The organism is Polynucleobacter sp. HIN8 (assembly GCF_030297615.1).
Taxonomy (GTDB): domain Bacteria; phylum Pseudomonadota; class Gammaproteobacteria; order Burkholderiales; family Burkholderiaceae; genus Polynucleobacter.
Genome location: NZ_AP028139.1, coordinates 1,321,293 through 1,346,662, shown reverse-complemented (window position 1 = coordinate 1,346,662; position 25,370 = coordinate 1,321,293). Strand labels below are relative to the sequence as shown.

Below are 25,370 nucleotides of genomic sequence, written 5' to 3'. Positions count from 1 at the left end.
CTACTAAAACGGTAATCTTGCATCCGGCTTCACAGCCAAAAGAGCCGCTTTGAATTCTTGCTGGATTCGTTGAATCGCTTCTTTCGAATCAGCCTCAAATCGGAGTACTACAATCGGTGTTGTATTCGAGGGGCGAGCCAAACCAAAGCCATCGGCATACTCAACCCGCACACCATCAATCGTATTAATTGATTGAGAACTTGGGAACTTGGGGTTAGCCTTGATTTTCTCAAGCAAGACAAAAGATTCACCTTCGGCACATGGAAGTTGTAATTCAGGGGTGCAAATGGCATTCGGTAGGGCATTTAACACTGTACTTGGATTATCAAAATGACTAAGGATTTCTAGTAGGCGGGCGCCAGTATAGAGACCATCATCAAATCCAAACCAGCGATCCTTAAAAAAGATGTGACCGCTCATCTCACCAGCTAGCGGAGCACCAGTCTCTTTCAGCTTGGCCTTGACCAAGGAGTGGCCAGTCTTCCACATGAGAGGCTCGCCCCCATGTTCACGGATCCATGGGGCAAGGTTACGCGTACATTTGACGTCATAAATGATTTGGCCCTTTGGATTGCGACTGAGTACATCCTTCGCAAACAGCATCATTTGCCGATCCGGAAAAATCACCTCGCCATCTTTGGTTACAACACCAAGTCGATCGGCGTCGCCATCAAAGGCAAGACCCAGTTCATTATTGGTGCTTGCTAGATTGCGAACTAGGTCTTGAAGATTCTCAAGGTGGGCAGGGTCCGGATGGTGATTGGGAAAATGCCCATCAACCTCACAAAAGAGTTCTTGCACCTCACAACCCAGAGCCCGAAATAATTCTCCAGCAAACGCGCCACCCACGCCATTGCCGCAATCGACGGCGATTTTCATGGGTCTGGCTAGGCGAACATCGCGAACAATGGTTTGTAAGTACTGAGGGAAGATATTGAAGCTGGAACGTTTTCCACTGCCTTGCCGAAAATCATCCGCTTCAATTTGCTGGCGCAGCCCCTGAATCTGATCGCCATAAATCGCTGATCCACCGAGTACCATCTTAAAGCCGTTGTAATTGGGTGGATTATGGCTGCCGGTAATCATGATCCCAGATTTGGGTTGGCAATTTCCAATGGTTTGATGGGTAGCAAAGTAGACCATTGGCGTGGCGACCATCCCTAGGTCAATCACATTAATACCGGTCGATAGCAAACCCTCGGTTAGGGCCTCAATCAGAACTGGGCCCGAGAGTCGACCATCTCGACCGATGACAACATCTGTCTCTCCCAAATCGCGCATTTGACTACCAAAGGCTTGGCCAATTGCTCGAGCAATCTGTGGATTAAGAGTTTCATCAATAATGCCGCGGATATCGTAGGCTTTAAAAATCGAGGCAGGAACATTCATGGAATTATTTCTGGAAGTAATGGATTCTGGCAGTAGTGATGGAGTCCAAGGTATCACCCGAACCCTCTTTTTCTTGGAGGGCGCGTTCAATGGGTTTTGCTAGTACTTTGCCAAGTTCAACTCCGGGCTGATCAAAGCTATTTAGGCCCCACAGCGATCCCAAGCAAACAGCACGATGCTCATAAAGAGCAAGTAAGGCGCCCAAATGATAGGCATCTAGTTTGGGCAGCACTATTAAATTACTGGGACGCTTTCCAGGGTAGCTAAGATTGGGGTCGCTCGCATCACGACCTAAGGCTAAGGCTTGGGCTTGTGCCAAACAATTGGCTAAGAGAGCGTAGTGATGATCCTTGGCTTCTGGAAGAGCGCTCATAGGTTCTTTAACAGCAATTAGATCAACCGGAATGCACTCTGGACCTTGATGCAGTAACTGAAAATACGAGTGCTGCGCATTGGTGCCAGCACTACCAAAGACAACGGGAGAGCTAAGTGATACGGGCTTACCAAAGCGATCCACTTGCTTGCCATGACTCTCCATATCTAATTGCTGCAACCAGTATGGAAATAGTTCAAGGGCATGTGCATATGGAATCACGGCGTATGCCTTGGAATGATGTTTAGTTTGTTGATGGTACAAAGCCAAGGCCATCAGAATTGGAAGATTTTGATCGGCGCGAGCGCTAATCGCATGGCGATCCATGTGATTAGCGCCTTGCAAAAATTGTTTGAAGGTATCAAAGCCGTATTGCAGTGCGATGGGTAGACCGACTGCAGACCATACCGAAAATCGTCCGCCAACCCAATCCCAAAAGGGAAAGATATGCTCTGCCTGAATGCCGAACTCTTTGGCTGCTTGGACATTGCTTGTAATTGCAAACAAGGAGTTTTGGATTTGTGAGCTGGTGAGGTTCTTGGTTTTAAACCAATTAAGAACAGCTCGTGCATTCATCAAAGTCTCGGCTGTACCAAAGGACTTGGTCACAATCAATACCTTGGTACTGTTGGCTTGAGCACGCTCTAAAGCATGACTTAGTTCAGCACTGTCGACATTGGCTACAAAATGAACTCGCAGCCCGCGATTGGATTTATTCGCTGAGTGAGCGAGGGCTTGCACAGCAAGTCGTGGGCCAAAGTCTGAGCCCCCAATACCAATATGAATTAAATCGGTCACACCTACCCATTTATTGCATAAGCCCTCGATTCGTTGCCAGACTTCAGCGATCTCTGGCATGACATCTTTACCATCGACCAAAATCGGACTCTTATCGAGATTACGCAGTGCCGTATGCAGTGCAGGGCGATGCTCACTTGTATTTACACGCTCACCATTAAAAACAGCATTTAAGTGATCACTGACCTTTGCTTCCTGAGCGTTCGCAAATAATCGTTTCCAATCCTTAGCGTCAATACCCTGGTAGGCGAGATCCAAAACGATACCAGCCGCTTGAAGGGAGCCAAAAATTGCGCTTGAGGGGTTACTCGATGATTCTGCGTTAGAGAGTGCGGTCATGCAGTGATTTTATCAATAAGGGCATCAAAAGCATCAAGATTAAATTTCAATGAAATGGTACGATTTGGCATCAAAAAATAACAAATTAATATGGAAAAACTGGATTGTGTGGTGGTGGGAGCTGGAGTTGTTGGTTTGGCAGTCGCCCGAGAAATGGCATTGCAAGGTCATGAAACTGTATTACTCGAGCGGGAAGCATCGTTTGGAACCATTAGCAGCTCCCGAAATAGTGAAGTTATTCATGCGGGCATTTATTACCCAAAGGATTCATTAAAAGCAAAATTATGCGTTGAGGGTAATCGCATGCTCTATGAGTATTGCCGCGACCATCAAGTTGGGACCCAGCGCTACGGTAAATTAATTGTGGCAAGCGATCCACAGCAGGTTGACGATCTGCATGGGATTTTCTATCGCGCTCAGCAAAATGGTGCACGTGAAATCAGCCTCATCACAGCCAAAGAAGCCAATACTCTAGAGCCGGATCTTCGTGTTGCCGCAGCAATTTGGTCAAAAACTACCGGCATTGTGGATAGCCATGCTTATATGCTGTCACTGCTTGGTGGTTTTGAGGATGCGGGCGGGATGGTTGCTTATCTCTCACCTTTAAATCATGCGCGCGCGATCCCTGGAGGATTTGAGCTGGAGGTGGGCGGTGCTGATGCGATGCAACTGCAAACGAAGTATCTTATTAATTGTGCGGGTATGAGTGCCCCAGCAGTTGCACAACGCATAGAGGGAATACCAACGGAACACATTCCTAAAGCCTATTTTGCTAAAGGCAATTACTTTTCCTTGGCTGGCAAGTCACCATTTCGCCATTTGATTTACCCCGTACCCGAACCGGGTGGCTTGGGTGTGCATTTAACCCTTGATATGGCGGGTCAGGCTAAGTTTGGTCCCGATGTGGAGTGGCTCGAGATTGAGTCGGAGGATCAAATCAATTATGCGGTCGATCCGATGCGGGGCGAGCGATTCTATGCAGCCATCCGACAATACTGGCCAGAACTCAAGGATGGCAGTTTGCAGGCCGACTACTCTGGTGTGCGTGCCAAGATCGTATCGAAAGATCAACCCGCTGGGGACTTTCGGATCGATGGCCCCAATGCGCATGGAATTGAAGGCCTCTACAACTTCTTTGGCTTTGAGTCACCCGCATTAACCTCTAGTTTGGCAATCGCGAAGTATTTAAAAAGCCTCCTTAGATAAGAGGATTAGGTTTCAAAAGGATTGAGCAGTTGCACCTTAAAGCGTTTGAAATCTTTGGTATTGCGGGTTACAACGGTTAATTTCAAGAGGATTGCTGTAGCCGCAATCATTGCATCCTCATATATCGTGTTGGATTGACGATGTTTGAGCTTTGCCCATAGTTTGAAGCACTCAGCATCGAGTGAAATAATTTGACCCATTGCAATGATTTGATTGAGCCAGGACTCAAGCTCATTCGCCTTGCTTAAATCTTGCTCACGAGTGATCTCAATACCCGTTTGAATTTCACCAATCGTTACAGCAGATATAAAAATGCTGGATGCAGGTACGTTTTGCAGCCACTCCAAAACTGCTGCATGTGGTTTTGGTTTGCGTAATTCGGAGATGACGTTCGTATCGAGTAGGTACATATGAATTAAATCTCACTTGGTTTTCGGTGACGCTCTTTTCCTCGTTGCGGAATTTTTAAGTCATCACTGAGAGCTTGTCGACTGATTAACAAATCTTTGATATTGGGCTGGCTAGATTTGGTCATTGCTAACCACTGGTCTATTGGTATCAATACCGCCATTTGGGTGCCGTGCTTCGTAATAATTTGTGGACCTTGGTTCATACATTCCTTAAGAAGTTCACTAAAGCGAGCTTTTGCGTCTTGAATGGGCCATTGCATCTCGATCTCCTAATTCTGACTAGAATTATGACTATTTTATCGAGATACCGAACCATTTGCAAAAGGAAGATTGAACCAGTTCATTAATCGGCTGTCTGTCAGGTTTGGCTGAAAAAAAGTGAGGTTTTTGATTACATACTTATAATCGTGGCTTCAGAGGAAGCGTGGCAGAGTGGTTGAATGCACCAGTCTTGAAAACTGGCGAGGATGAAAGTCCTCCGTGAGTTCGAATCTCACCGCTTCCGCCACCACTTATTTCAAGAACAATTCCTGCAAGTCATTGAGATAGCGCATGCCCAGTGGACTGGCTTTGAGTCGAGTTGGATCTTCGTCCAATAATCCTTTACGAAGAGCCACTGCAATCGGTTTGCTAATCGCGGTGAGCCCGAGACCCGTTCGCTCCGAGAACATTGCTGTTGGCACCCCATCAATGAGTCGAAGGGCGCCCAACATGAACTCAAAGGGTAAATCGTCTTGCGTGAGCACTCGGTTTTCAATGACGGCGTGACCCTGTTCGGTCATCTTGCTCATATAGGTCTCAGGGTGGCGTTCACGGATCTGCCGTGTTATTCGATCCGGAAACGAGATCTTGCCATGCGCACCAGCACCAATGCCAATGTAGTCACCAAACTCCCAATAATTCAGATTATGTTTGCACTGTTGCTTTGGCTTGCTGTATGCCGAGACTTCATACCGACCAAAGCCATGCGCCGCCAGTGTCTCTAATGCCGATTCAAACATGGCATCACTCTCATCTTCGTGCGGAAGTGGTGGCGGATGACTCGCAAAATAGGTATTTGGTTCGAGTGTTAAGTGGTAGAGCGATAGATGGGATACATCAAATGCTAAGGCTGCTTTGAGATCAGCCTGGGCTTCGCAAAGGGTCTGCTTGGAAAGGGCGTACATCAGATCGATATTGATGCGTTCAAAATGATCGTGTGCGATTTCAATGGCGCGGCGCGCATCGTGCTGATTATGAATCCGTCCCAATGCCTTGAGATGATCTGAGTTAAAGCTCTGTATCCCTAAGGACACACGGTTAATGCCAATACTGGCAAATTCAGCAAACTTACCCGATTCGACCGATCCTGGATTGGCTTCAAGAGTAATTTCAGCATGGGGCTCGATGGGGATGAGAGCCCGTACATGCGATAAAAGATCATCGAGGCCTTTGGGAGATAACAGGCTAGGAGTGCCGCCCCCAATAAAAATGGTATGGACTCGACGACCCCATACATTGGGAAGCTCGGTTTGAAGATCGGTAACGAGCGCCTCGATATAGCGACTTTCGTTAAATCCGCCATCTTTGACCTGATGCGAATTAAAGTCACAATAGGGACACTTGCGCTCACACCAGGGGAAATGGATATATAGCGAGAGAGGAGGGAGCGCGGTGAGCGCGATTGCAGCCTTAAGCATGGGGTCGATAAAAAAACGAATCGCTCTGTAATTGCCTCATTAACTGAACCAGCGCTTGGCCTCGATGGCTAATCGTATTCTTGCGCTCTGGACTTAACTCTGCAGCGGTCATTTGCAATTGCGGTAAATAAAAGTAGGGGTCATAGCCAAAGCCCTCTTGACCGCGTGGCTCATCGACAATCTCACCGTCCCAACGCGTTTCAACGATGATCGGATTGGGATCATCAGCGTCCCGAACCACTACCAAGGCGCATACATAGTGAGCTTGACGGTTTGCATGACCCACCAGTAAGGACAAGAGCTTTTGGTTGTTATCGGTATCTGAGCAATGCTCACCGGCAAAGCGGGCTGATCGCACACCGGGTGCACCACCTAAGGCATCCACACAAATGCCTGAGTCATCTGCAATGGCAGGTAAACCGCTGAGCTTGCTGGCATGCCGCGCCTTCGCTAGGGCATTATCGATAAAGCGATCAAAGGGTTCCTCTGCTGCGCTAATCCCAAGTTGTCCCTGAGGAATGAGTTCAATTGCAAAGGGCTCAAACAATTGCGCAAACTCGCGAAGCTTGCCTGCGTTATTCGAAGCCAATACCAAGCGTTGGTTCATGCGGCCAGGGCATTTTTCTGGATACGCGTTAGCTCCTCAATGCCAACTTGAGCAAGATTTAATAGTGTGTCGAGTTCAGAGCGTGAGAACGGAGCCCCTTCGGCCGTTCCTTGAACCTCAATCATGCCACCACGACCGGTCATCACCACATTCATATCCGTATCGCAGTCGGAGTCTTCAGCGTAATCAAGATCGAGAACAGGAACGCCCTGATAAATACCCACCGAGATCGCCGCCACACTATCGATGATTGGATCGGAGGTAATCAGCTTCTGGTGAAGCAAACGATTGACTGCATCGCGGGCAGCAACATAGGCACCGGTAATCGCTGCGGTACGCGTTCCCCCGTCGGCTTGAAGCACATCGCAATCAAGATGAATAGTGCGCTCGCCAAGTCGTTTGAGATCGAAGACGCTGCGCAAGGCTCGACCAATCAGTCGCTGAATCTCTTGAGTACGTCCGCTTTGCTTGCCCCGGGCAGCTTCGCGATCCGATCGGGTGTGGGTGGAGCGGGGCAGCATGCCATATTCGGCGGTTACCCAGCCTTCACCCGAGCCTTTTTGATGGGGGGGTACCTTCTCGAGAACGCTTGCGGTGCAAAGAACCTTGGTGTCCCCAAATTCGATTAAGACCGAGCCCTCGGCGTGTTTTGTAAAGGAGCGGGTGATGGTGATGGGCCGCAGATCACGTGCTTGGCGTTGGCTGGGACGATTCATGGAAGACTTCCTTTTTTGCAATTTACAATGCCTACATGATATCGAGCATGACTGGTTATGGCAGCGCTTCCCACCCGATTACGATTGGTCAGGGGAGCTTTGCCAATCTTCAGGTGGAGATTCGGGCAGTTAATAGCCGCTTTTTGGATCTGAGCTTTCGGATACCCGATGAGTGCAAAAGCGCTGAGGGTGCTTTGCGTGAGCTCCTCAATAAACATCTAAAGCGCGGCAAGGTTGAGGTTCGGGCTGCTTGGCGTCAAAGCTCAAGCGAGCATGGGCACTCCCAAAGTGCAATTGCAATAGACCTCGCCAAGCTGAGGGCCTTGAAAGATGCACAAAATGCGATTCGGGAACAGTTTCCTTCCGCAGAGGAGCTTCGCATTGCCGATATTCTGCGCTATCCGGGTGTGGTTGCGGATTCAGATACCGCTGAGGACCAGTGGCATGGCGCAATTCTGAAGGCCGGCGAGGAGGCCTTGCAGCAGTTGCTTCAATCACGGCAGGCTGAGGGCCAGGCGCTCGCCAAGGTTTTAACGAATGCTCTTGATGCGATGCAAGGCATGGTGACCAAACTTGAACCTCGTATTCCTGAGATTGTGACCCTTTATCAAAACAAATTAGTGGCTCGGATCGAGGAAGCCTTGGGTGTTCATGCGACGCAAGCCAATATCCCCTTTAATACCGAGTTGCTAGAGCGTATTCGGCAGGAGGTGGTTTTGTATGCGGTTCGTATTGATGTTGCCGAAGAGTTAGCTCGTCTTAAAACGCATATTCAGGTCGCAAGGACCGCGATTGCAGAGGGTGGGGCCGTGGGTAAGCGCTTAGATTTTTTGATTCAAGAGCTAAATCGTGAAGCTAATACCCTTGGATCCAAATCAGTTCATGAGGACTGCACAAACACTGCCTTGGAACTCAAATTATTGATTGAGCAAATGCGCGAGCAAGTGCAAAATTTGGAGTGATGACCATGAGCACTCCAAAATCTTACCAAGGTAGCATGTTGATGATTGTGGCCCCTTCAGGGGCTGGTAAATCGTCTTTGGTGAATGCACTCCTGGAGTCTGACCATCGTTTGCAGCTCTCGCTATCGTGCACCACGCGCGCACCGCGTGCCGGTGAGCTGGATGGGCGCGATTACTCGTTTATTACTCAGGACGCTTTTTTGGCTAAGCAGGCTGCCGGAGATTTTTTAGAGTCTGCGCAAGTGCATGGCAATCTCTATGGCACTTCGCGCTCTTGGATTGAGGGCCAAATGCAACAAGGCCATGACGTCATCTTAGAAATTGATTGGCAAGGTGCTCAGCAAATTCGCAAATTAATTCCTCAGGCGATTTGGGTTTTTATCTTTCCTCCCTCAATTGAGGCTCTTGAGGAACGTTTGCATAAGCGTGGCCAGGATGACGAGGTTACGATTGCAAAGCGTGTTGCAGCTGCCCACATCGAGTTACAACACGCCCAGGAAGCTGATTTCATTGTCATTAACGAGGTCTTTGCAGACGCCCTACGCGACTTGCAGGCGATTGTGGCTGCTAGCCGCCTGCGGACAGGGCCCATGATGGCGCGTTACCCAGCCTTGGTCAAGCGACTTGGGGCGTGATAGCCAGTCATCGGGTATCCTATAGGGGTTAATCTAAATAAGTGAGTTCAGAATGGCCCGTATTACTGTAGAAGATTGTCTAAAAACCATTCCCAATCGTTTTGAGTTGGTCCTAGCTGGCACCTACCGCGCCCGGCAATTAGTTCAGGGACACGCAGCCCGAGTCGACGCAAAAGATAAAGCAACGGTTGTTGCTTTGCGTGAGATTGCTGTTGGGGTAACCGATCGGGATATGTTGACCAAAGTACCTCTCTAAGCCGGAGGTCCCGCTGTGGCGTCAACTGTCACCACAACGGGTTCGCTAGACGAAGTCTCGTCTAGTCAGATGCGCACAAGCGCTTCTTTACCAAGCGCCAACCCCGCCCGAAGTGTAATTGCTTCTTTGTTGGAGCAGTCGAGCCGCCATCTTTTTGGTCCCACCTCACAACCCACATTACCCCCCAAGCAGCAAGTTGTATCAATTACCGGTTTAACCGACAAGCTTCATTATTTAAAGCCTGAGGAAATAAACCAGATTAAGAAAGCGTTTCAGTTCGCAGACGCCGCGCACTTGGGTCAGTACCGCCAAAGCGGCGAACCCTATATTAGTCATCCGGTCTCGGTTGCCGAGCTGTGCGCAACTTGGCGTTTAGATGCCCAGAGCATCATGGCCGCTTTGCTCCACGACGTGATTGAGGATTCTGGCTGCACTCAGACCGACCTCATCAATCAATTTGGTACGAAAGTGGCTGAGCTGGTTGAGGGCTTAACCAAACTCGATAAATTGGAGTTTCAGAGTCATGCCGAGGCTCAAGCTGAGAGTTTTCGGAAAATGTTTATGGCAATGGCCCGTGATGTGCGCGTCATCTTGGTCAAGTTGGCTGACCGAACCCATAATATGCACACTCTTGATGCGGTCCCCATTGAAAAACGACGCAGGGTTGCATTAGAGACGATGGAAATCTACGCCCCGATTGCACACCGTCTGGGGCTCAACTTAATCTACCGTGATTTACAAGACATCAGCTTTAAGCATTCCATGCCGATGCGTTTTCGGGCGATTGAGAAAGCGGTTAAGAAGGCGCGCGGTAATCGTCGTGAGATGGTTGACAAGATTCTGGATGCGGTGCGGATGCAATTTGCCAAGGCTGGGATTGAGGTCGATTTGCAGGGTCGTGAAAAAACCCTCTTTAGCATTTATCACAAAATGCGCAGTAAGCATTTGAGCTTCTCGCAAGTCTTGGATGTTTACGCTTTCCGAGTTACCGTCCGTACGATCGATGAGTGCTACCGCGCCCTTGGAATTTTGCATTCCATCTATAAACCTATGCCTGGTAAGTTTAAGGATTACATCTCGATTCCTAAGTTGAATGGCTATCAATCCTTACACACCACCTTAGTGGGTCCGTCTGGGGTGCCGGTCGAGTTTCAGGTACGCACCGCGGACATGCACGCCGTGGCTGAGTCTGGGGTAGCGGCCCATTGGGCTTATAAGGATGGCTCACCGGAACTCAGTGAAGTGCAAAACCGCGCGCACCAATGGTTGCAGTCGCTCGTTGATATTCAAGATAACAGCGGTGACTCACAAGAATTTTTAGAGCACGTCAAGATCGATTTGTTCCCCGATGCGGTCTATGTATTTACTCCTAAAGGCCAAATCCGTGCGTTGCCACGGGGCGCAACGGCCCTCGACTTTGCCTACTCCATCCATAGTGATCTCGGGAACACCTGCGTTGCGGTCAAGATTAATAATTTGCAATTGCCGCTGCGTACCGAACTCAAGAATGGGGACATTGTGGAAGTGATCAACTCCACATCTTCACAGCCAAACCCAGGGTGGTTGGAGTTTGTACGCACCGGTAAAGCTCGCGCTGCCATTCGTCATTCATTGAAAACCAAGCACTATGCCGAAGCATTGCAATTGGGAGAACGTTTATTAGCGAGCGCGCTGCGACATCAGGGTGTCGATGCAGGACTCTTAACCCCGGAGATTTGGGAAAAGTTATTGCATTGGACCGGCGATAAATCCCGCGAGGAGGTTTGCGTCAATATTGTCTTGGGACGACGGACCGCTGCTGAGTTAGCGACTCGTTTAAAAATCCTAGTTGGTGAAGAGGGTGGGTCTGAGCAAATGCGTCTCGGCTCGAACGATTGGGGTGGTTCGGATCATGAGACGCAAACGCAATCTCTGGTCGTGGATGGTCGTGAGGGTATGTCGGTCAGTTTTCAAACCTGTTGCCATCCGATTCCTGGCGATGACATCATGGCTTATCTGGGTAAGGGGGAGGGATTACAAATCCACACCCAGGATTGCAAGGTGGCGCATCGCATGCTGTCAAAAGACAGTGATAAATGGGTTGGTGTGCAATGGAGTAAAGATACTAAGCGAGAGTTTGATGTGGCTATTACGGTAGATACTAAGCAAGGAAAGGGTGTGCTCGCCCGCGTTGCGAGTTCGATTACATCGGCTGATTCGAACATCTTAAATGTTTCGATGGATGATAAATACAAAGAAGACTCTGTGACGATGCGCTTTACGATTCAAGTATTAAATCGTTTGCATCTCTCTCGAGTGTTACGCGGTTTGCGCGCCAACACCGACGTGTTCCGGGTAATCCGCAATAAAAGCGTCTAGTTCTTAGCAGTCCTCGTAGCGTACATCCAAAATATCAATTTCCTTAACACCCGCAGGCGTTTGGATGCGAACGGTGTCACCCACTTTGGCTTTGATTAGGGCTTTCGCAATTGGTGAAATCCAACTCACATAGCCTTTTTCGAGATCGACCTCATCGACCCCAACAATCCGGATTTGGGTATCCGTTCCCTCGGTATCGCTATAGATAACAGTTGCCCCAAAAAAAATTTGCTCAGGATCACCACCTTTTGTAATCCGTTCTTGATTATTGACAACGACCGCATTCTCTAAACGCTGATTGAGGAAGCGAATGCGTCGATCAATCTCGCGCAAACGCTTCTTACCGTAAATGTAATCGCCGTTTTCTGAGCGATCTCCATTGGATGCGGCCCAATGGACTACTTGCACAATTTCAGGACGCTCGTGGTCCAAAAGATGCAAAAGCTCAGTTTTTAGTGCCTCATGCCCAGCCGGCGTGATGTAGTTCTTCGTATCCATGGCATAATTCTGCCTGATGCGGCTGTAGCTCAGTTGGATAGAGTACTTGGCTACGAACCAAGGGGTCGTGGGTTCGAATCCTGCCAGCCGCGCCATTTGACGGGGGTTTCCGGGCGATGGGTATTTTGGTTTTTACTACAAATTACTACATTCCGCCTTTTTTGGGGGCTCTTACTACATTTTTCTTAAAAAGTAGCTCAAAACGCCACCTCAGGGTGGCGTTTTCTTTTGATTAATCCCATATGGGATAAGGTTTATAAGCAATTTTCTCAATTGCCAGTAGATCCCAAATGGATAGAGTACTTGGTAGGTGTACAAGTACTCTATCCGCAGTTTTGTACCACCCTGGATACCATTAAATCTCAAAAACATCGTCTGGCAGTTTTTCATTCTGACCGGTATAGGTTTTTTCCTAATGTATTCTTCGGCAATGAAAACAGCCAATCTCTCGGCGATGACCCCATTACTGGCAGTAAAGCTGGTTATGGTTGCCGCGCTATGGGGCGGCACTTTTATTGCAGGAAAAACTTTGGCTCAGGCATTGCCACTAATGACAGCGGCATTTGGCAGATTTTTTATTGCCTCGATATTGCTGGTAATTGTTGCAGTGAAGATGGAAGGAAAGTTGCCGCGATTAAATCGGGACCAAATATTACTCACGGCTGTTTTAGGTTTTACAGGCATTTTTCTTTATAACATCTGTTTTTTTGGTGCATTGGCAAGAATACCGGCCGGACGTACTTCATTATTTGTTAGTCTTACTCCAATAGTAACTGCCATTTTGGCAGGCCTCATTTTTAGCGAGAGGCTTGGTATGCGACGTTGGGTTGGCATTGTGATTGCCCTACTTGGCGCAATAGTTGTGATTACACGAGGTGATTTAGTAGGAGGGATTACTGACATCAGTCAATCACTTGGGCTTGGTGAATTAATGATGCTTGGTGCTGTTTTTAGTTGGGCCTCTTACACATTAATTTCACGCAAGGTCTTGGAGACCCTTTCACCCATTATTGCAACCACTTACGGCACTTTATGGGGCTTTATTTTTTTAAGCATTGGCGCTATTGGAGAGTTCAAGACTATTGATTGGATTCTCCTTGATTGGCGCGTATGGACTTCAGTTTTCTACTTAGGCGCTTTTGGTACTGTTCTCGCATTTATTTGGTATTACCAAGGCATTCAAACAGTAGGACCATCACGAACAGCAATTTTTACTAATCTAGTGCCAGCATTCGGGGTTTTATTCTCGGCGATATTGCTTGGTGAGCCTATATTGATTTCAATGATAGTTGGCGGTGTTATCGCAGTTCTTGGTGTTTCATTGGTTAATAAAAAATAATTTCAGAAATACTCATTTATGACTAATTTTGCTGCCAGTGATAATCATGGCGGATCAATGTTTTTCGCCAAAACTTTTACTACATTCTGGCGAGTTTTAGCGAGTTTCAAAGAGTTACAGCGAGTTTTAGGCAGAAATGTAGTAAAAATGTTTTTGCGTAACTCATTGATTAGATTAAATAAATCGTCACTTAGCTACGCTGTCTACGAACCAAGGGGTCGTGGGTTCGAATCCTGCCAGCCGCGCCATATTCCTTGATTTGCCCCAGTGGCAAGTTTTTATAAGTCACGATTCTTTGCTTTAATAGTCAGAATATGGCTTCTCCCAAACGCACAACCTCAACGGCCCCAGTTGCAAACTGGCGCGCATCGGGAGCGACTGCTTGCGTGACTCTATCGGGACAAATTAGTGCCAATACCTTGGGTCATACATGGCAAGAAGTTCGCGATCGTCAAATTGCCTGGTTGACACAAGATTCTGCGAGTAAAACCTTGCAAATTGATGGGGCAGGAATTCAGTACATTGATGGTGCCGGACTGGCATTTTTAATCGATCTGCAGCATGCCCAAACACTGCATGGGGGAACGATTGAGTTACGAGGATTTAGTGCCACCCATCAAAATCAATTAAAGCGGTTTACGCCCTTTGAAAAATTATTCCCAAAAGAGGAAAAGGGTTTAGACGACGGAATATTCGTTAAGGCTGGCAAGGCAGCGAGCTTACTTTGGAATGATATTCGGGGCATTATCTTTTTCACTGGCCAGGTCGCAAGCGAACTGATTTGGGCCGCACGTAACCCCCTGAAGGTCCGTTGGCAAGATTTTGCAAGCGTTGCTGTGCAAGCAGGTCTTGCTGCGATGCCAATCGTCGGATTAGTTGCTTTTCTAATTGGTGTGATCTTGTCGTTTCAATCAGCCATTGGCATGGAAAAGTTTGGAGCGATCACTTTTGTTGGGCCACTCGTTTCCTTGGGGATCTTTCGAGAGTTGGGGCCTTTAATTACTGCCATCCTTTTAGCGGGTCGATCCTCCGCTGCATTTGCTGCTGAGATCGGCACTATGACTGTTAATAGCGAAGTCGATGCTTTGGTGACGGCTGGATTAAACCCCATTCGCTTTTTGGTTCTGCCCCGAGTCTTAGCAGGTTTGGTGGTGGCGCCGATCTTAACCATTTATGCCGATCTAGTAAGTGTTTTTTCATCTTCGCTCACGATGCTGATCTACGGTGTACCCTTAGTTAATTTTTATGAAGGTGTTCTCAATACTGTGGTACTGGAAGATATTTTTTCGGGATTAACTAAGGCTACCTTATTTGGCGTGGTGGTTGCTAGTGTGGGTTGTTTGCGAGGGATGCAAACGGGCACTGGTGCCGCAGCGGTCGGGATCTCTACAACGCGAGCAGTGGTGAGTAGTATTGTGATGATTACGGTAGTCGATGGAATTTTTGCTTACGTCTCGTATCGGACAGGTTTCTAATGAATCCAATTGAGGTCAAAAATCTGACTGTGGGTTATGGCAACAAAGTGCTGTTGCAAAATCTCAATTTCTCAGTCGCTGATGGTGAGGTATTTATTATTCTCGGTGGCTCGGGTTGTGGTAAATCAAGTTTGCTTAAAAACCTATTTGGGCTTTACCAACCTCTAGCAGGTGATGTGTGGATTGAGGGCATGAATATTACCCGGTCAATCGGCCAACAACGCCAAGACATCATGACGCATTTTGGGGTGATGTATCAGCAGGGCGCATTATTTGGTTCAATGACGCTCCTTGAAAATGTGCGACTATTTATGGAGGAGTACACCGAGCTAGATGATGATGAGATGGATCTATTAGCGCGTTGCAAATTGGATCTGGTGGGATTATTGCCTTTCGCCAACTACATGCCCAATGAGATTAGCGGGGGGATGCAAAAGCGCGCAGCCATTGCGCGCGCCATGGCCCTAGACCCAAAGATTCTGTTTCTGGATGAGCCCTCTGCTGGACTTGATCCGATTACATCAGCCGATTTAGATCAGACCATTCTTGATTTGGCCAAGAACTTAGGCATTACCTTTGTAATCGTGTCACACGAGTTGGCTAGTATTTATGCGATTGCGGATCGGGTAATTATGTTGGATAAAGATACTAAACGTATTATTGCGCAAGGAGACCCGAGGGTCTTGCGAGATACGAGTACGGATCCCAAAGTGCATCAATTTTTTAATCGCGTTATGTCGAAGGAAGCAGCATGAGTCAATCGAATCCAAATTACTTTCGCTTGGGATTATTCGTATTTGCCGGCTTTGCTGCCATTCTTGCGTTGATTTTGATATTTGGAACGGGTCAACTCTTCAAGAAAACAATCATGGTAGAAACCTATATTGAGCAATCAATTACGGGATTGGATGTGGGGGCGCCAGTGCGTTTTCGGGGAGTGAAAGTAGGGCAAGTTACTTTTATTGGTTTATCGGGAAGTTTGTATGAGTCAAATGAACCCTTCCCCGAGCGCAAAGAGTATGTGGTGGTGCGGATGTTGATTGATGGCGATGAGGAAAAATTATTAGGCCCAACTAAAAAATTACCCAAGGACTTGCGTGCTCGCGTCAAAAGCCAAGGCATTACGGGCGTGAATTATGTTGAACTCGATTATGTGCGCGATATGGGTAATTACAAAACTCTTCCATATAACTGGAAGCCACAGTATTTGGTGATTGATGCCTTGCCCAGTCAAACCGACATCTTTTTTTCGGGAGTCCGTAAAGTATTGGATAACTTGGGTGAAATGAATTTAGCAGAAACCCAGAAGAAATTTGATGTGCTACTAACCAATCTCAACACTATTATTGGTGGTGATGGTAACAACAATACTGGCATTGCTAAATCGGTTGAACGACTCAATGTATTGCTTGGCAGGATCGATGAGGTAGCTAATAAGACAGAGCTTGAGCTCTTGATGCGTGAAGTGATTGCAACTACCGTTATCCTGCGCCAAACCCTCTCAAGTATGCAAGGCGATACCATTAGCTCAATCGATAATCTCAAGCAAATTACCGATCAGTTAAATGATTTTGCAAAAGTGGCTAGTCGATATCCGAGTAGCATGGTTTGGGGAGAGCCCCCACCACGCATTACCTTGCCACAAACTGGAGCCCAACCATGAGCTTTTCACTGCGTCACGTTACCCGGGTATTGGTCCTGTTTGCAGCCATTGCTCCATTGGTTGGCTGTGCGCCTACCCGACCCAATCTGGACACAAGCACTTGGTTGATTGATCCAAAACGAACTGGAGAGCCTCGTAAGCCAAACACCGATTTTTGGTTGAAGGTTGGTCCCGTATCCGTTGACGGACCATTCGATAGTAAATCCATGGTTTATCGCTTAGGCGATCAGCGCTATGAGAAGGATTTCTATAACGGGTATATTTCCACTCCTGCTGAGATGGTGAGTAATGCGACGCGCCAATGGATTAGCGAAGCCAATATCTTTAAGGCGGCAGTGAACCAAAGCAATACCTTCTTTCCGTATTACGCACTTCAAGTGAATGTTACTGAACTGTATGGGGATTATCGAGGCCAGCCTGAAGCCGTGGTTAGCATCCATTTTTATCTAACCGTTTTATCAACCGGTACTCAAAATCCGATCTTAATGAGTAACCGTTACACACAGCGCGTGCCTTTAAAGGATAATCGTCCAGGTACGTTAGCCAATGGCTTGCAGCAAGCGTTCGCCACCATCTTGCAGCGTTATGAAGTGGATTTGGATGCTGGCACAAAGAAACTGCCAAAGTCATTGTCTCAGCCGAAGTCAACTAATAAGTAAAACAACGAATAAGGGAGTGCACGATGGATTTAGGAATTAAGGGAAAGACTGCATTAGTGCTGGCATCAAGCCGAGGCTTAGGTCAGGCGATGGCACATTCTTTGGCGCGGGAGGGCGTCCAGGTTGCGGTGACCGGTCGAAATGCCGAAGGTCTCGCACAGACCGTCAAAATGATTGAGTCGGTTGGCGGCAAGGCGCTCGCCTTAAATTGGGATCTCGCGGATCTCAATGCAATTGATGGTCATGTACAGACGATTGAAAACCAGTTGGGACCAGTCGATATCTTGATTAATAACACTGGTGGACCACCACCAACACCAGCGAGCGGTCAAGATCCGCAGTTGTGGCAAAAAAGCTTTCAGGAAATGGTGCTCTCCCTTATGAAAATTACCGATCGGGTCTTGCCAGGGATGCGTGAGCGTCGTTGGGGCCGCATTATTACTAGTACCACTTCCGGAGCAATCGTACCGATTCGTAATCTAGCGATTTCAAACACGTTAAGAGCTGCATTACTCGGTTGGTCCAAAACCTTGGCCGCGGAGGTGGCCGCCGATGGGGTAACCGTAAATGTCATCATGCCGGGTCGAGTGGCAACCGATCGCTTACGCCAACTCGATGAGGCGCGTGCGAAGCGGGAGAACATCACCTACGACGCCGTTGTGAGCGCAAGTTTGAAAACTATTCCTGCGGGTCGTTATGGTGATCCAAAGGAGTATGGCGATACCGCGGCATTCCTAGCAAGTCAAAATGCTTCCTACATCACTGGCTCTGTAATTCGGGTGGATGGTGGTCAGGTTCCCAGTATTTAATTAATATGCAGATGCTCCTAAAAGAGCTTCGCGCTAAGGAGCTCTTTTGGCTCTTTATTGCCCTTGTGCTTTCGGTAGCTGCGCTCTCCAGCGTCAGCTTTTTAGCCGATCGTCTTCAACGCAGCTTTGAAATCGATGGCCGTACGCTGCTGGCTGCCGATTTATTGATTGCTGCAGATCAGCCCATCCCACCCGCATTGATTGAGGCGGCAAAGTCTCAGAAACTAAACATTGCCCAAACAGTGGTGTTCCCCAGCATGGTAAGCCATGGTGGCGAAAGTAAATTAAGTTCACTAAAGGCCGTAAGTGCCCTCTATCCCCTCAGGGGGCAATTGCAAATTAGTCGTCAAGTACATGACGGTAGGGTCGATGAACGATCGATTGAAGAGGTCACCGGAATGCCTCCCAAAAATACGGTTTGGGTCGACCCCGCCGTATTAATTTCCTTGCGTGCAAAGTTAGGCGATTCACTGAGCATTGGCGATCGTCAATTTCGGATTGATGCAGTCATTGTGCGGGAACTCGATCGCGGTGCAGCCTTTATGAACTTTGCACCCCGAGCCATGATTGGTATTGATGATTTAGCAAGTACAGGGTTGATTGGCTTTGGTAGTCGAGTGACCTATCGCCTACTGCTATCTGGAACCGATCCTCAAATTCGGGGCTACCAAGATTGGGCTCTCAATCATATTGAGCAACAAAAATTACGCGGTATTCGCATTGAGTCCCTAGAGAATGCTCAGCCGGTCATGCGCAAAACCTTAGAGCGTGCAGAACGCTTCTTATCGCTTGTGGCTTTAATGACTGCCTTAATCTGCGCCTTAGCAATTGCCCTTGCTGCCAGGCGCTATGTTCTCAAGCAAGCCGATAGCTGCGCAGTTTGGAAATGCTTTGGTGCGAGTCAGGCGCAAATTCTTCGCAAACAACTGTATATCCTCACGATGATTGGTGTCGTAGCAACTATTCTTGGGGGATTCATTGGCTGGTTTGCTCAAGAGCTGTTGATGCAACTCTTGGGTGGGCTTATTCAGACTCGTCTGCCATTGCCCTCGGTATGGCCCGTGGTTTGGAGCGTGGTGTTTGCACTCTTACTTCTTTTTGGTTTTGCAGGACCACCAATCCTGACATTAAGTCAGATCTCCCCATTGCGTTTAGTGCGCCGAGAGTTTGGCAAGGTACCACTGGCTGCTAAATCGATTGCATTATTTGGATTCATTAGTTGTTTGGCATTGGTATTTTGGGCAACCCGTGATCTGAAGTTGCTGGTTTGGGCAACTGGTTCATTTGGGCTTGGCGCATTCCTCTTTGCGGGGCTCGCTTGGCTTGGCTTGTGGGGTCTTGAGCGCTTTAGTCAATCAAGTTACCTTGCGAGGATCGGCTTTGTGACCCGCTTTGCGATCAGCACACAATCACGCCGCGCTGCTTTTGCCATGATTCAGGTGAGCTCTTTGGCGTTAGCCATCATGGCGCTCCTACTGATTTTTTTGTTGCGCCAAGACTTATTGCAAAGTTGGCAAGCCAATGTGCCTGATAACGCCCCGAATCGGTTTTTGATCAATATCCAAAATGATCAGAAAGCAAAAGTGCAGCGTATGTTAATTGCCGGAGGCATTACTGAGGCTCAGCTATATCCAATGGTTCGGGGGCGACTCACGCATATTAATGAGCAAGAGGTGATGCCTGACAATTACCAAACCGATAATGCCCGCCGCCTAGTCGATCGTGAATTCAATCTCTCGTACACCAATCAATTACCAAGCGACAATCAGTTAGTTGCCGGTCAATGGTTTGGTAATTCGGTCACTCCACAAATCTCGATTGAGAGTGGTATTGCGAAGACCCTCAATCTTCGCATGGGCGATCAAATGAGTTTTGATATTGCCGGTCAAAAAATTACTGCACCCATTACCTCGATGCGCAAACTCGATTGGGGATCCATGCAGGTTAATTTTTTTGTGATCTTTCCGCCGAAGGCCTTGGATGATTTCCCAAAATCTTGGATTACTTCGTACCACCAGCCCAAAGAACGCGAAAATTTGGATCTCAAGTTGGCACAAACCTATCCGAATTTAACCATTGTTGATATTGAGAATTCAATACGCCAAATTCAGGAGGTGTTAAATCGTCTGGCGAGTGCCTTGGGTCTGTTATTGGTCTTTACTTTGTGTGCCGCGATTTTGGTACTGTTTGCCGCCATTGGCTCCACGCAAGACGATCGTTTCCGGGATGCGGCTCTGCTCAAGGCGGTGGGTGCTTCGAAGCGAACCCTGGCGCAACTCGTTGTCATTGAACTCACCACCATTGGATTTTTGTCAGGCCTATTGGGCGGTTTGGCTGCCAGTGCGACCACGTGGGCTTTGGGTCGATACGTATTGGAAATTGAGTTCTACTCCTTTGGTACCGCGATTGGACTTGGTATTGTTCTAGGGGTATGCGTGAGTTTGCTTGCCGGATTTCGCTTGCAGCAAAAGATTCAGACGGCAAGCACGATGGAGTGCTTGCGCGAAGTCTAGTCAGTCGTAGAAACCGAAGTTGCTGTGACCTTCGATTTTGGTGGTAACTGAACCAATTTAGTTTGTGCCATCCGATCTGGTATGCCCTGGCGATGCTTGCGATCCAAATAGGTGCTAAGCGGCCAAAGGAAAAGAGAAACTAAAAACAATAAACCAATGATTTGCCATCCTCGTAGTGGATGGATTGCGTGAACAATGAGGCAGGGCACGATCCATAGCGAGCCGTAGACGTAACGCCAAAGTGCCTGATTTTTGGCTAGCAGCCCACCATCCTCAGTCAGAATTTGCATACGCCAGGTTTGCATGGCCAAAGTTTGTCCATTACGTCGCCAGTACCAGACAAAGTAAAACCCCAACACACCATACAAGTAGAAAAAACTGAGCCAACTGGGAATGGCAATACCAAATAGAACCCCAATTAATAAATTGGGAACCATAAAGGTAAGCGCTAGAACTCCAACGAGGAGCAGTTGTTCGTAGAGGTTACAAAATACCCGTCGCCAAAATCGAGGGGTTGGCAAAGCATTTATCTCGGCGGGGTTCATCCCCACAGTTTATTTGATTGTGGCGCTAGACGATGAGGCGTTCGATGAATTGAGGGGTTGCCGTGTTTGTATGGCAGGTGATGTTACGGCGCCCGTCTTTTTACGACTTTGCTCCTGTTGAGCTAGTTTCTGTTTTTCTTCCTCCGAAAGCTGTTGATAGGCTTGCCAAGCAGCTGCTTTTTGCTCCGGAGGGAATTGCAAACTAGAAAGATAGTTATCACGGGCTAGACGCCGATCTTTTTGTGGAAGTTTGGCCCATGCAGCCATTCGTGACTGTAAGCGTTCCTGTTCAGCACTCGACATGGTCGGGTAGCGATTGGCCACTTTCAGCCATTTAGTCTTACTTGCGTTTGTAAAACTGCTCCAGTCGGACTCGAGAGAAGTAAGCACTGCTTGCTGAAGAGGGCTCAGGTATTGCCAGTCAAGATTTGTTGCTTTCTTGATTTCGGTTTTAGCTTCCGCAGGATTAACCGCGGTGGAATTCTGAGCATATGCCGGATAAATTAGCACCAAGCTAATAAGCGGGGAGGCAACACGAAACGTGATGCGAGCGGTTCTCACTAGATTTTTTCATCCTCTGACGGAGTGGCTTCTTGAGGCTTGGCACTGGTTTTAAGTTTTAGATACGCCATGAAACCGTTATCGACAAATGCATCGGGTGGCACGTCATCCGTCAACAGGGCAATATCCACATTGGCGATGTCTTTAATGCGCTGATCTTCTTGCCATTCTGCAATCGCAATCAGACCAAATACCACGATGGCAATTGGAATTAGCCAGCTGCTTAGCGACCAAAGTGGCTTCTCCCAAGAAAAGTTTTTATTACCAGGATGTGCGGTTTGTAAGCTATGAACAAAGACCAGCTCAGGCTTTGCCCGATTGACGGCAAGCAAGCGTGCTTCGCGCAGGCGATCTTGGGTATCGCCACTGAGTTCGTGGCTACTGGTATTGAGTAGGCTGGTGACGCGTTTTGCAAAACGCTCCTCCACTGAACTCGCAAATTGTTTCTGATTCGTATCTTTCATCACAACACAATCCCCTTGGCCTTTAAAGCAGCTGCCAAAGTGTGGGCGGCTCGGGAGCAATGGGTTTTAACACTTCCCTCGCTGCATCCCATGGCGAGGGCCGTTTCGGACGTACTAAGCTCATCCCAATAACGCATGAGGAAGGCTTCCCGTTGACGATGTGGCAATTTTGATATTTCTTGTTCCAGAGTGGCCAAAAGCTGACGCTTGGCCAGCGCTGTAGAGGCATCCGAAGGCATTTGGCCTTCTTCCCGAATCTCAATCAGTTCAAGGGGGTCAAAATCCTCCTCCCCATCCATGCCAGCCCCCAGAGCGGAGAAGGGGGTCTCATAGGTCGAACGGACCTTTTGACGTCGAAACCAGTCATGAATCCGATTTTGCAGAATTCGGGTGAAAATTAACGGGAACTCTGCGGCGGGCCGATCACCATATTTTTGGGCCAAGCTAATCATCGCATCCTGTACAACATCGAGAGCGGCCGCCTCATCCCGAACCGCATAGACGGCCTGTTTGAAGGCTTTTTTCTCAACGCCAGCTAGAAATTGATCGAGTTCTTGGGCGGATGCCATGTGGATTACTACGAATAAATGATCGTTGTTTTTGTGGTTTGCTTGCGATGAATGGACCCAAAATACAGCCTAAACCCACTCATTCTAGGCTATTGCTTTACAATGGCAGGCTTACCGCAAAGAAACCATCCAAGAAGTGGCAGTCTTTTTTCTTTGCGGCTGTGCCGTTCGAACCCGGACCATAAGTAAGGGACAGAACAGCCTAAACAATTTTTTGCCGAAAATTGCAAAGGAAAATGACAATGAATACGAGTAATGCTGAGTTTTTAGCCACCAAAGGTGGTCAGACCGCTACCGGTCCTCAATCCGATTCCACAAGCCCTGCAAAACAACCTGCCCCAGAAATGATTGGTGCTGAGATGTTGGTGCATGCCTTGCATGCTGAGGGAGTCGAATATGTCTGGGGCTATCCCGGTGGTGCGGTTCTCTTTATTTATGACGAGATCTTCAAGCAAGATAAGTTTGAACATATTTTAGTTCGCCATGAACAAGCTGCGGTTCATGCGGCCGATGGTTACGCGCGCGCCACTGGCAAAGTCGGTGTTGCTCTTGTTACTTCTGGTCCTGGGGTCACAAATGCCGTAACTGGTATTGCAACCGCCTACACAGACTCCATTCCGATGGTCATCATTACCGGTAACGTGCCGACCTATGCTATTGGTGAGGATGCCTTCCAAGAGGCTGATACGGTAGGCATCACCCGTCCGATCGTAAAACATAATTTCTTGGTCAAGGATGTGAACGATCTTGCGGTGACCCTTAAAAAAGCCTTTCATATTGCTCGCACCGGCCGTCCTGGACCTGTATTGGTCGATATTCCAAAGGATGTTTCGGCGACTAAAGGGCCCTTTGTCTATCCCGATAGTTTGAGCATGCGTTCATACAACCCGGTGATCAAGGGGCATAGCGGGCAGATTCGTAAAGCAGTATCCCTATTGCAAGAGGCTGAGCGCCCTTACATTTATACCGGTGGCGGCATCATCATGGCCGAAGCCGCCAAGGAACTCAAAGAGTTTGCTGAGCTTTTAGGTTATCCAGTGACCAATACTCTGATGGGCTTGGGTGGATTCCCGGGGACGCATCAGCAGTTTGTGGGCATGCTTGGAATGCACGGCACCTATGAAGCTAATATGGCGATGCAGCACTGCGATGTATTGATTGCAATTGGTGCCCGTTTTGATGATCGTGTGATCGGTAACCCTGCGCACTTCGCAAGTCATCCTCGCAAAATTATTCATATTGATATTGACCCATCGGTGATTTCAAAGCGCGTCAAGGTAGACGTTCCGATTGTGGGTGATCTCAAAGAGATTTTGGTTGATATGAGTGCTCAATTAAGAGCGGCACCGGCGCGCAAGAATCAAGCGAAGGTGAAAGCCTGGTGGGATCAGATTAATGAATGGAAGAAGCGCGATTGCTTGAAGTACGATCGTGATTCCCAAATCGTCAAGCCTCAATACGTCGTTGAAAAACTGTGGGAGCTGACCAAGGGCGATGCCTTTGTGTGCTCAGACGTTGGCCAACATCAGATGTGGGCAGCCCAGTTCTACAAGTTCAATGAACCACGGCGCTGGATTAACTCGGGTGGCTTAGGCACCATGGGCGTTGGTTTGCCTTATGCCATGGGCATTAAAAAAGCATTCCCAGATCAGGAGGTCGTTACCATCACCGGAGAGGGTTCGATCCAAATGTGTATTCAAGAACTTTCAACGCTGACTCAGTACAACACGCCGATCAAGATTGTTTCCTTAAACAATCGATATTTAGGCATGGTGCGTCAATGGCAAGAATTAACCTACAGTAAACGCTATTCCAGTTCCTACATGGACTCATTGCCCGATTTTGTGAAGTTGGCTGAAGCGTATGGCCATGTGGGGATGCGCATTGAGACCAAAGCAGATGTTGAGCCCGCGCTCAAAGAAGCTCTCAAATTAAAGGATCGCACAGTGTTTATGGATTTCCAGATTGATCCGCAGGAAAACGTCTGGCCCATGGTACAAGCAGGTAAGGGCATTAGTGAGATGCTGCTTGGAAGTGAGGATCTCTAATGCGTCACATTATTTCTGTTTTGCTCGAGAACGAGCCAGGAGCGCTCTCGCGAGTCGTTGGCTTATTCTCGGCTCGCGGTTACAACATTGAGACTCTTAGCGTCGCACCGACTGAAGATCCATCCCTATCCCGCATGACCTTGGTCACGATTGGCTCAGATGATGTGATTGAACAAATTACCAAGCACCTCAATCGCTTGGTTGAGGTGGTGAAAGTGTTTGATTTAACGGAAGGCCCACACATCGAGCGCGAACTGATGATGATCAAAGTGCGGGCTGTTGGTAAGGAGCGCGAGGAATTAAAGCGCACCACGGATATATTCCGCGGACGCATTATCGATGTGACTGATAAAAGTTACACGATTGAGCTCACTGGTGTGAGTAGTAAGTTAGATGCATTCATTAGTGCAATTGATCGCGCATCCATTCTTGAAACTGTCCGTTCTGGTGGTTCAGGAATTGGGCGCGGTGAACGTATTCTGAAAGTTTAGTTTTAATC

Annotated in this window: 26 protein-coding genes and 2 tRNA genes; 16 read left to right on the top strand and 12 right to left on the bottom strand. The window is 48.1% G+C overall.

What is annotated here, in order from left to right:
• Positions 1-3: 3 nt before the first annotated feature.
• Positions 4-1,389: a phosphomannomutase/phosphoglucomutase gene (locus QUE65_RS07085; protein ID WP_286280299.1), complete on the bottom strand. Its 1,386-nt coding sequence runs from the start codon at positions 1,387-1,389 to the stop codon at positions 4-6.
• A gap of 4 nt (positions 1,390-1,393) precedes the next feature.
• Positions 1,394-2,899: a glucose-6-phosphate isomerase gene (gene pgi, locus QUE65_RS07080; protein ID WP_286280297.1), complete on the bottom strand. Its 1,506-nt coding sequence runs from the start codon at positions 2,897-2,899 to the stop codon at positions 1,394-1,396.
• Between the two features lie 90 nt (positions 2,900-2,989).
• Here pgi and QUE65_RS07075 point away from each other — a divergent pair, with 90 nt between their 5' ends.
• Positions 2,990-4,105: an NAD(P)/FAD-dependent oxidoreductase gene (locus tag QUE65_RS07075; protein ID WP_286280295.1), complete on the top strand. Its 1,116-nt coding sequence runs from the start codon at positions 2,990-2,992 to the stop codon at positions 4,103-4,105.
• A gap of 5 nt (positions 4,106-4,110) precedes the next feature.
• On the opposite strand, the gene QUE65_RS07070 is transcribed toward QUE65_RS07075, so the two are convergent.
• Together QUE65_RS07070 and QUE65_RS07065 are read right to left on the bottom strand one after the other, a co-directional pair.
• A complete protein-coding gene (locus QUE65_RS07070) occupies positions 4,111-4,515 on the bottom strand; it encodes a type II toxin-antitoxin system VapC family toxin (protein WP_286280294.1) in 405 nt (134 codons plus the stop codon).
• A gap of 5 nt (positions 4,516-4,520) precedes the next feature.
• Positions 4,521-4,775: a type II toxin-antitoxin system Phd/YefM family antitoxin gene (locus QUE65_RS07065; protein WP_286280292.1), complete on the bottom strand. Its 255-nt coding sequence runs from the start codon at positions 4,773-4,775 to the stop codon at positions 4,521-4,523.
• Between the two features lie 158 nt (positions 4,776-4,933).
• On the opposite strand from QUE65_RS07065, the gene QUE65_RS07060 reads away from it, so the two are divergent.
• Positions 4,934-5,023, top strand: a tRNA-Ser gene (locus QUE65_RS07060).
• A gap of 4 nt (positions 5,024-5,027) precedes the next feature.
• Here QUE65_RS07060 and hemW read toward each other — a convergent pair.
• From hemW to rph, 3 genes are read right to left on the bottom strand one after another with little or no spacing between them, the layout of a single operon-like run.
• On the bottom strand, positions 5,028-6,194 hold the full coding sequence (gene hemW, locus QUE65_RS07055; RefSeq protein ID WP_286280291.1) for a radical SAM family heme chaperone HemW: 1,167 nt from the start codon (positions 6,192-6,194) through the stop codon (positions 5,028-5,030).
• The gene (rdgB, locus tag QUE65_RS07050) at positions 6,187-6,801 is read right to left on the bottom strand and encodes an RdgB/HAM1 family non-canonical purine NTP pyrophosphatase (RefSeq protein WP_286280290.1); all 615 of its coding nucleotides are present in this window, start codon (positions 6,799-6,801) and stop codon (positions 6,187-6,189) included. Before rdgB ends, hemW begins: the two co-directional genes overlap by 8 nt.
• Entirely contained in the window at positions 6,798-7,517 is a 720-nt protein-coding gene (gene rph / locus QUE65_RS07045; protein ID WP_286280289.1) for a ribonuclease PH, read from the bottom strand. Before rph ends, rdgB begins: the two co-directional genes overlap by 4 nt.
• A gap of 35 nt (positions 7,518-7,552) precedes the next feature.
• Here rph and QUE65_RS07040 point away from each other — a divergent pair, with 35 nt between their 5' ends.
• From QUE65_RS07040 to QUE65_RS07025, 4 genes are all read left to right on the top strand, one after another.
• Positions 7,553-8,479 carry a YicC/YloC family endoribonuclease gene (locus QUE65_RS07040; protein WP_286280287.1) on the top strand — a complete coding sequence of 309 codons (927 nt, stop codon included), beginning with the start codon at positions 7,553-7,555 and terminating at the stop codon, positions 8,477-8,479.
• Between the two features lie 5 nt (positions 8,480-8,484).
• Positions 8,485-9,114: a guanylate kinase gene (gmk, locus tag QUE65_RS07035; protein WP_353506661.1), complete on the top strand. Its 630-nt coding sequence runs from the start codon at positions 8,485-8,487 to the stop codon at positions 9,112-9,114.
• 52 nt (positions 9,115-9,166) lie between these two features.
• On the top strand, positions 9,167-9,370 hold the full coding sequence (rpoZ, locus tag QUE65_RS07030; RefSeq protein ID WP_108508758.1) for a DNA-directed RNA polymerase subunit omega: 204 nt from the start codon (positions 9,167-9,169) through the stop codon (positions 9,368-9,370).
• Positions 9,371-9,439: 69 nt separating this feature from the next.
• A complete protein-coding gene (locus QUE65_RS07025) occupies positions 9,440-11,728 on the top strand; it encodes a RelA/SpoT family protein (protein ID WP_286282487.1) in 2,289 nt (762 codons plus the stop codon).
• Positions 11,729-11,731: 3 nt separating this feature from the next.
• Here the strand turns inward: QUE65_RS07025 and greB are convergent, their stop codons facing one another.
• Positions 11,732-12,226: a transcription elongation factor GreB gene (gene greB, locus QUE65_RS07020; protein ID WP_286280285.1), complete on the bottom strand. Its 495-nt coding sequence runs from the start codon at positions 12,224-12,226 to the stop codon at positions 11,732-11,734.
• Positions 12,227-12,244: 18 nt separating this feature from the next.
• Between greB and QUE65_RS07015 the strand changes: the two genes are divergently transcribed.
• The 8 genes from QUE65_RS07015 (at position 12,245) to QUE65_RS06980 (ending at position 20,684) form a co-directional block, all read left to right on the top strand.
• Positions 12,245-12,321 (top strand) — tRNA-Arg (locus QUE65_RS07015).
• A gap of 335 nt (positions 12,322-12,656) precedes the next feature.
• The gene (locus tag QUE65_RS07010) at positions 12,657-13,565 is read left to right on the top strand and encodes a DMT family transporter (protein ID WP_286280284.1); all 909 of its coding nucleotides are present in this window, start codon (positions 12,657-12,659) and stop codon (positions 13,563-13,565) included.
• Between the two features lie 314 nt (positions 13,566-13,879).
• Positions 13,880-15,040, top strand: a complete 1,161-nt coding sequence (locus tag QUE65_RS07005) for an ABC transporter permease (RefSeq protein WP_286280283.1) — start codon at positions 13,880-13,882, stop codon at positions 15,038-15,040.
• Positions 15,040-15,795 carry an ABC transporter ATP-binding protein gene (locus QUE65_RS07000; protein ID WP_286280281.1) on the top strand — a complete coding sequence of 252 codons (756 nt, stop codon included), beginning with the start codon at positions 15,040-15,042 and terminating at the stop codon, positions 15,793-15,795. Before QUE65_RS07005 ends, QUE65_RS07000 begins: the two co-directional genes overlap by 1 nt.
• Entirely contained in the window at positions 15,792-16,703 is a 912-nt protein-coding gene (locus QUE65_RS06995; RefSeq protein WP_286280279.1) for an MlaD family protein, read from the top strand. Before QUE65_RS07000 ends, QUE65_RS06995 begins: the two co-directional genes overlap by 4 nt.
• Positions 16,700-17,362: an ABC-type transport auxiliary lipoprotein family protein gene (locus QUE65_RS06990; RefSeq protein WP_286280277.1), complete on the top strand. Its 663-nt coding sequence runs from the start codon at positions 16,700-16,702 to the stop codon at positions 17,360-17,362. Before QUE65_RS06995 ends, QUE65_RS06990 begins: the two co-directional genes overlap by 4 nt.
• Positions 17,363-17,385: 23 nt before the next feature.
• The gene (locus QUE65_RS06985; RefSeq protein WP_286280275.1) at positions 17,386-18,171 is read left to right on the top strand and encodes an SDR family oxidoreductase; all 786 of its coding nucleotides are present in this window, start codon (positions 17,386-17,388) and stop codon (positions 18,169-18,171) included.
• Between the two features lie 5 nt (positions 18,172-18,176).
• The gene (locus QUE65_RS06980) at positions 18,177-20,684 is read left to right on the top strand and encodes an ABC transporter permease (RefSeq protein WP_286280273.1); all 2,508 of its coding nucleotides are present in this window, start codon (positions 18,177-18,179) and stop codon (positions 20,682-20,684) included.
• Here the strand turns inward: QUE65_RS06980 and QUE65_RS06975 are convergent.
• The 4 genes from QUE65_RS06975 to QUE65_RS06960 are packed head-to-tail and all read right to left on the bottom strand — an operon-like array spanning position 20,681 to position 22,823.
• Positions 20,681-21,229, bottom strand: a complete 549-nt coding sequence (locus QUE65_RS06975) for an RDD family protein (protein WP_286280271.1) — start codon at positions 21,227-21,229, stop codon at positions 20,681-20,683. The two genes, QUE65_RS06980 and QUE65_RS06975, sit on opposite strands and share 4 nt — an antisense overlap.
• Positions 21,230-21,238: 9 nt before the next feature.
• A complete protein-coding gene (locus QUE65_RS06970; protein ID WP_286280270.1) occupies positions 21,239-21,790 on the bottom strand; it encodes a DUF3106 domain-containing protein in 552 nt (183 codons plus the stop codon).
• On the bottom strand, positions 21,790-22,254 hold the full coding sequence (locus QUE65_RS06965; RefSeq protein ID WP_286280269.1) for a DUF3619 family protein: 465 nt from the start codon (positions 22,252-22,254) through the stop codon (positions 21,790-21,792). Before QUE65_RS06965 ends, QUE65_RS06970 begins: the two co-directional genes overlap by 1 nt.
• Positions 22,254-22,823, bottom strand: a complete 570-nt coding sequence (locus tag QUE65_RS06960; protein ID WP_286280268.1) for an RNA polymerase sigma factor — start codon at positions 22,821-22,823, stop codon at positions 22,254-22,256. The genes QUE65_RS06965 and QUE65_RS06960 overlap by 1 nt, the downstream gene beginning before the upstream one ends.
• Positions 22,824-23,065: 242 nt before the next feature.
• Here QUE65_RS06960 and QUE65_RS06955 point away from each other — a divergent pair, with 242 nt between their 5' ends.
• Positions 23,066-24,871, top strand: coding sequence for an acetolactate synthase 3 catalytic subunit (locus tag QUE65_RS06955; protein ID WP_286280267.1), 1,806 nt, complete (start codon positions 23,066-23,068; stop codon positions 24,869-24,871).
• The gene (gene ilvN, locus QUE65_RS06950; RefSeq protein ID WP_108508744.1) at positions 24,871-25,362 is read left to right on the top strand and encodes an acetolactate synthase small subunit; all 492 of its coding nucleotides are present in this window, start codon (positions 24,871-24,873) and stop codon (positions 25,360-25,362) included. The genes QUE65_RS06955 and ilvN overlap by 1 nt, the downstream gene beginning before the upstream one ends.
• Positions 25,363-25,370 lie beyond the last annotated feature (8 nt).

Excerpts from the sequence above, each read along its gene's own strand:
- QUE65_RS06990 (WP_286280277.1), top strand. The coding sequence starts at position 16,700 with ATGAGCTTTTCACTGCGTCACGTTACCCGGGTATTGGTCCTGTTTGCA.
- QUE65_RS06975 (WP_286280271.1), bottom strand. The coding sequence starts at position 21,229 with ATGAACCCCGCCGAGATAAATGCTTTGCCAACCCCTCGATTTTGGCGA.
- QUE65_RS06980 (WP_286280273.1), top strand. The coding sequence starts at position 18,177 with ATGCAGATGCTCCTAAAAGAGCTTCGCGCTAAGGAGCTCTTTTGGCTC.
- QUE65_RS07005 (WP_286280283.1), top strand. The coding sequence starts at position 13,880 with ATGGCTTCTCCCAAACGCACAACCTCAACGGCCCCAGTTGCAAACTGG.
- QUE65_RS07025 (WP_286282487.1), top strand. The coding sequence starts at position 9,440 with ATGCGCACAAGCGCTTCTTTACCAAGCGCCAACCCCGCCCGAAGTGTA.
- hemW (WP_286280291.1), bottom strand. The coding sequence starts at position 6,194 with ATGCTTAAGGCTGCAATCGCGCTCACCGCGCTCCCTCCTCTCTCGCTA.
- QUE65_RS06995 (WP_286280279.1), top strand. The coding sequence starts at position 15,792 with ATGAGTCAATCGAATCCAAATTACTTTCGCTTGGGATTATTCGTATTT.
- ilvN (WP_108508744.1), top strand. The coding sequence starts at position 24,871 with ATGCGTCACATTATTTCTGTTTTGCTCGAGAACGAGCCAGGAGCGCTC.
- QUE65_RS07065 (WP_286280292.1), bottom strand. The coding sequence starts at position 4,775 with ATGCAATGGCCCATTCAAGACGCAAAAGCTCGCTTTAGTGAACTTCTT.
- QUE65_RS07085 (WP_286280299.1), bottom strand. The coding sequence starts at position 1,389 with ATGAATGTTCCTGCCTCGATTTTTAAAGCCTACGATATCCGCGGCATT.
- gmk (WP_353506661.1), top strand. The coding sequence starts at position 8,485 with ATGAGCACTCCAAAATCTTACCAAGGTAGCATGTTGATGATTGTGGCC.
- QUE65_RS06985 (WP_286280275.1), top strand. The coding sequence starts at position 17,386 with ATGGATTTAGGAATTAAGGGAAAGACTGCATTAGTGCTGGCATCAAGC.
- QUE65_RS06955 (WP_286280267.1), top strand. The coding sequence starts at position 23,066 with ATGAATACGAGTAATGCTGAGTTTTTAGCCACCAAAGGTGGTCAGACC.
- QUE65_RS06960 (WP_286280268.1), bottom strand. The coding sequence starts at position 22,823 with ATGGCATCCGCCCAAGAACTCGATCAATTTCTAGCTGGCGTTGAGAAA.
- rph (WP_286280289.1), bottom strand. The coding sequence starts at position 7,517 with ATGAATCGTCCCAGCCAACGCCAAGCACGTGATCTGCGGCCCATCACC.
- QUE65_RS07070 (WP_286280294.1), bottom strand. The coding sequence starts at position 4,515 with ATGTACCTACTCGATACGAACGTCATCTCCGAATTACGCAAACCAAAA.
- rpoZ (WP_108508758.1), top strand. The coding sequence starts at position 9,167 with ATGGCCCGTATTACTGTAGAAGATTGTCTAAAAACCATTCCCAATCGT.
- rdgB (WP_286280290.1), bottom strand. The coding sequence starts at position 6,801 with ATGAACCAACGCTTGGTATTGGCTTCGAATAACGCAGGCAAGCTTCGC.
- QUE65_RS07000 (WP_286280281.1), top strand. The coding sequence starts at position 15,040 with ATGAATCCAATTGAGGTCAAAAATCTGACTGTGGGTTATGGCAACAAA.
- greB (WP_286280285.1), bottom strand. The coding sequence starts at position 12,226 with ATGGATACGAAGAACTACATCACGCCGGCTGGGCATGAGGCACTAAAA.
- pgi (WP_286280297.1), bottom strand. The coding sequence starts at position 2,899 with ATGACCGCACTCTCTAACGCAGAATCATCGAGTAACCCCTCAAGCGCA.
- QUE65_RS07075 (WP_286280295.1), top strand. The coding sequence starts at position 2,990 with ATGGAAAAACTGGATTGTGTGGTGGTGGGAGCTGGAGTTGTTGGTTTG.
- QUE65_RS07040 (WP_286280287.1), top strand. The coding sequence starts at position 7,553 with ATGATATCGAGCATGACTGGTTATGGCAGCGCTTCCCACCCGATTACG.
- QUE65_RS07010 (WP_286280284.1), top strand. The coding sequence starts at position 12,657 with ATGAAAACAGCCAATCTCTCGGCGATGACCCCATTACTGGCAGTAAAG.
- QUE65_RS06965 (WP_286280269.1), bottom strand. The coding sequence starts at position 22,254 with ATGAAAGATACGAATCAGAAACAATTTGCGAGTTCAGTGGAGGAGCGT.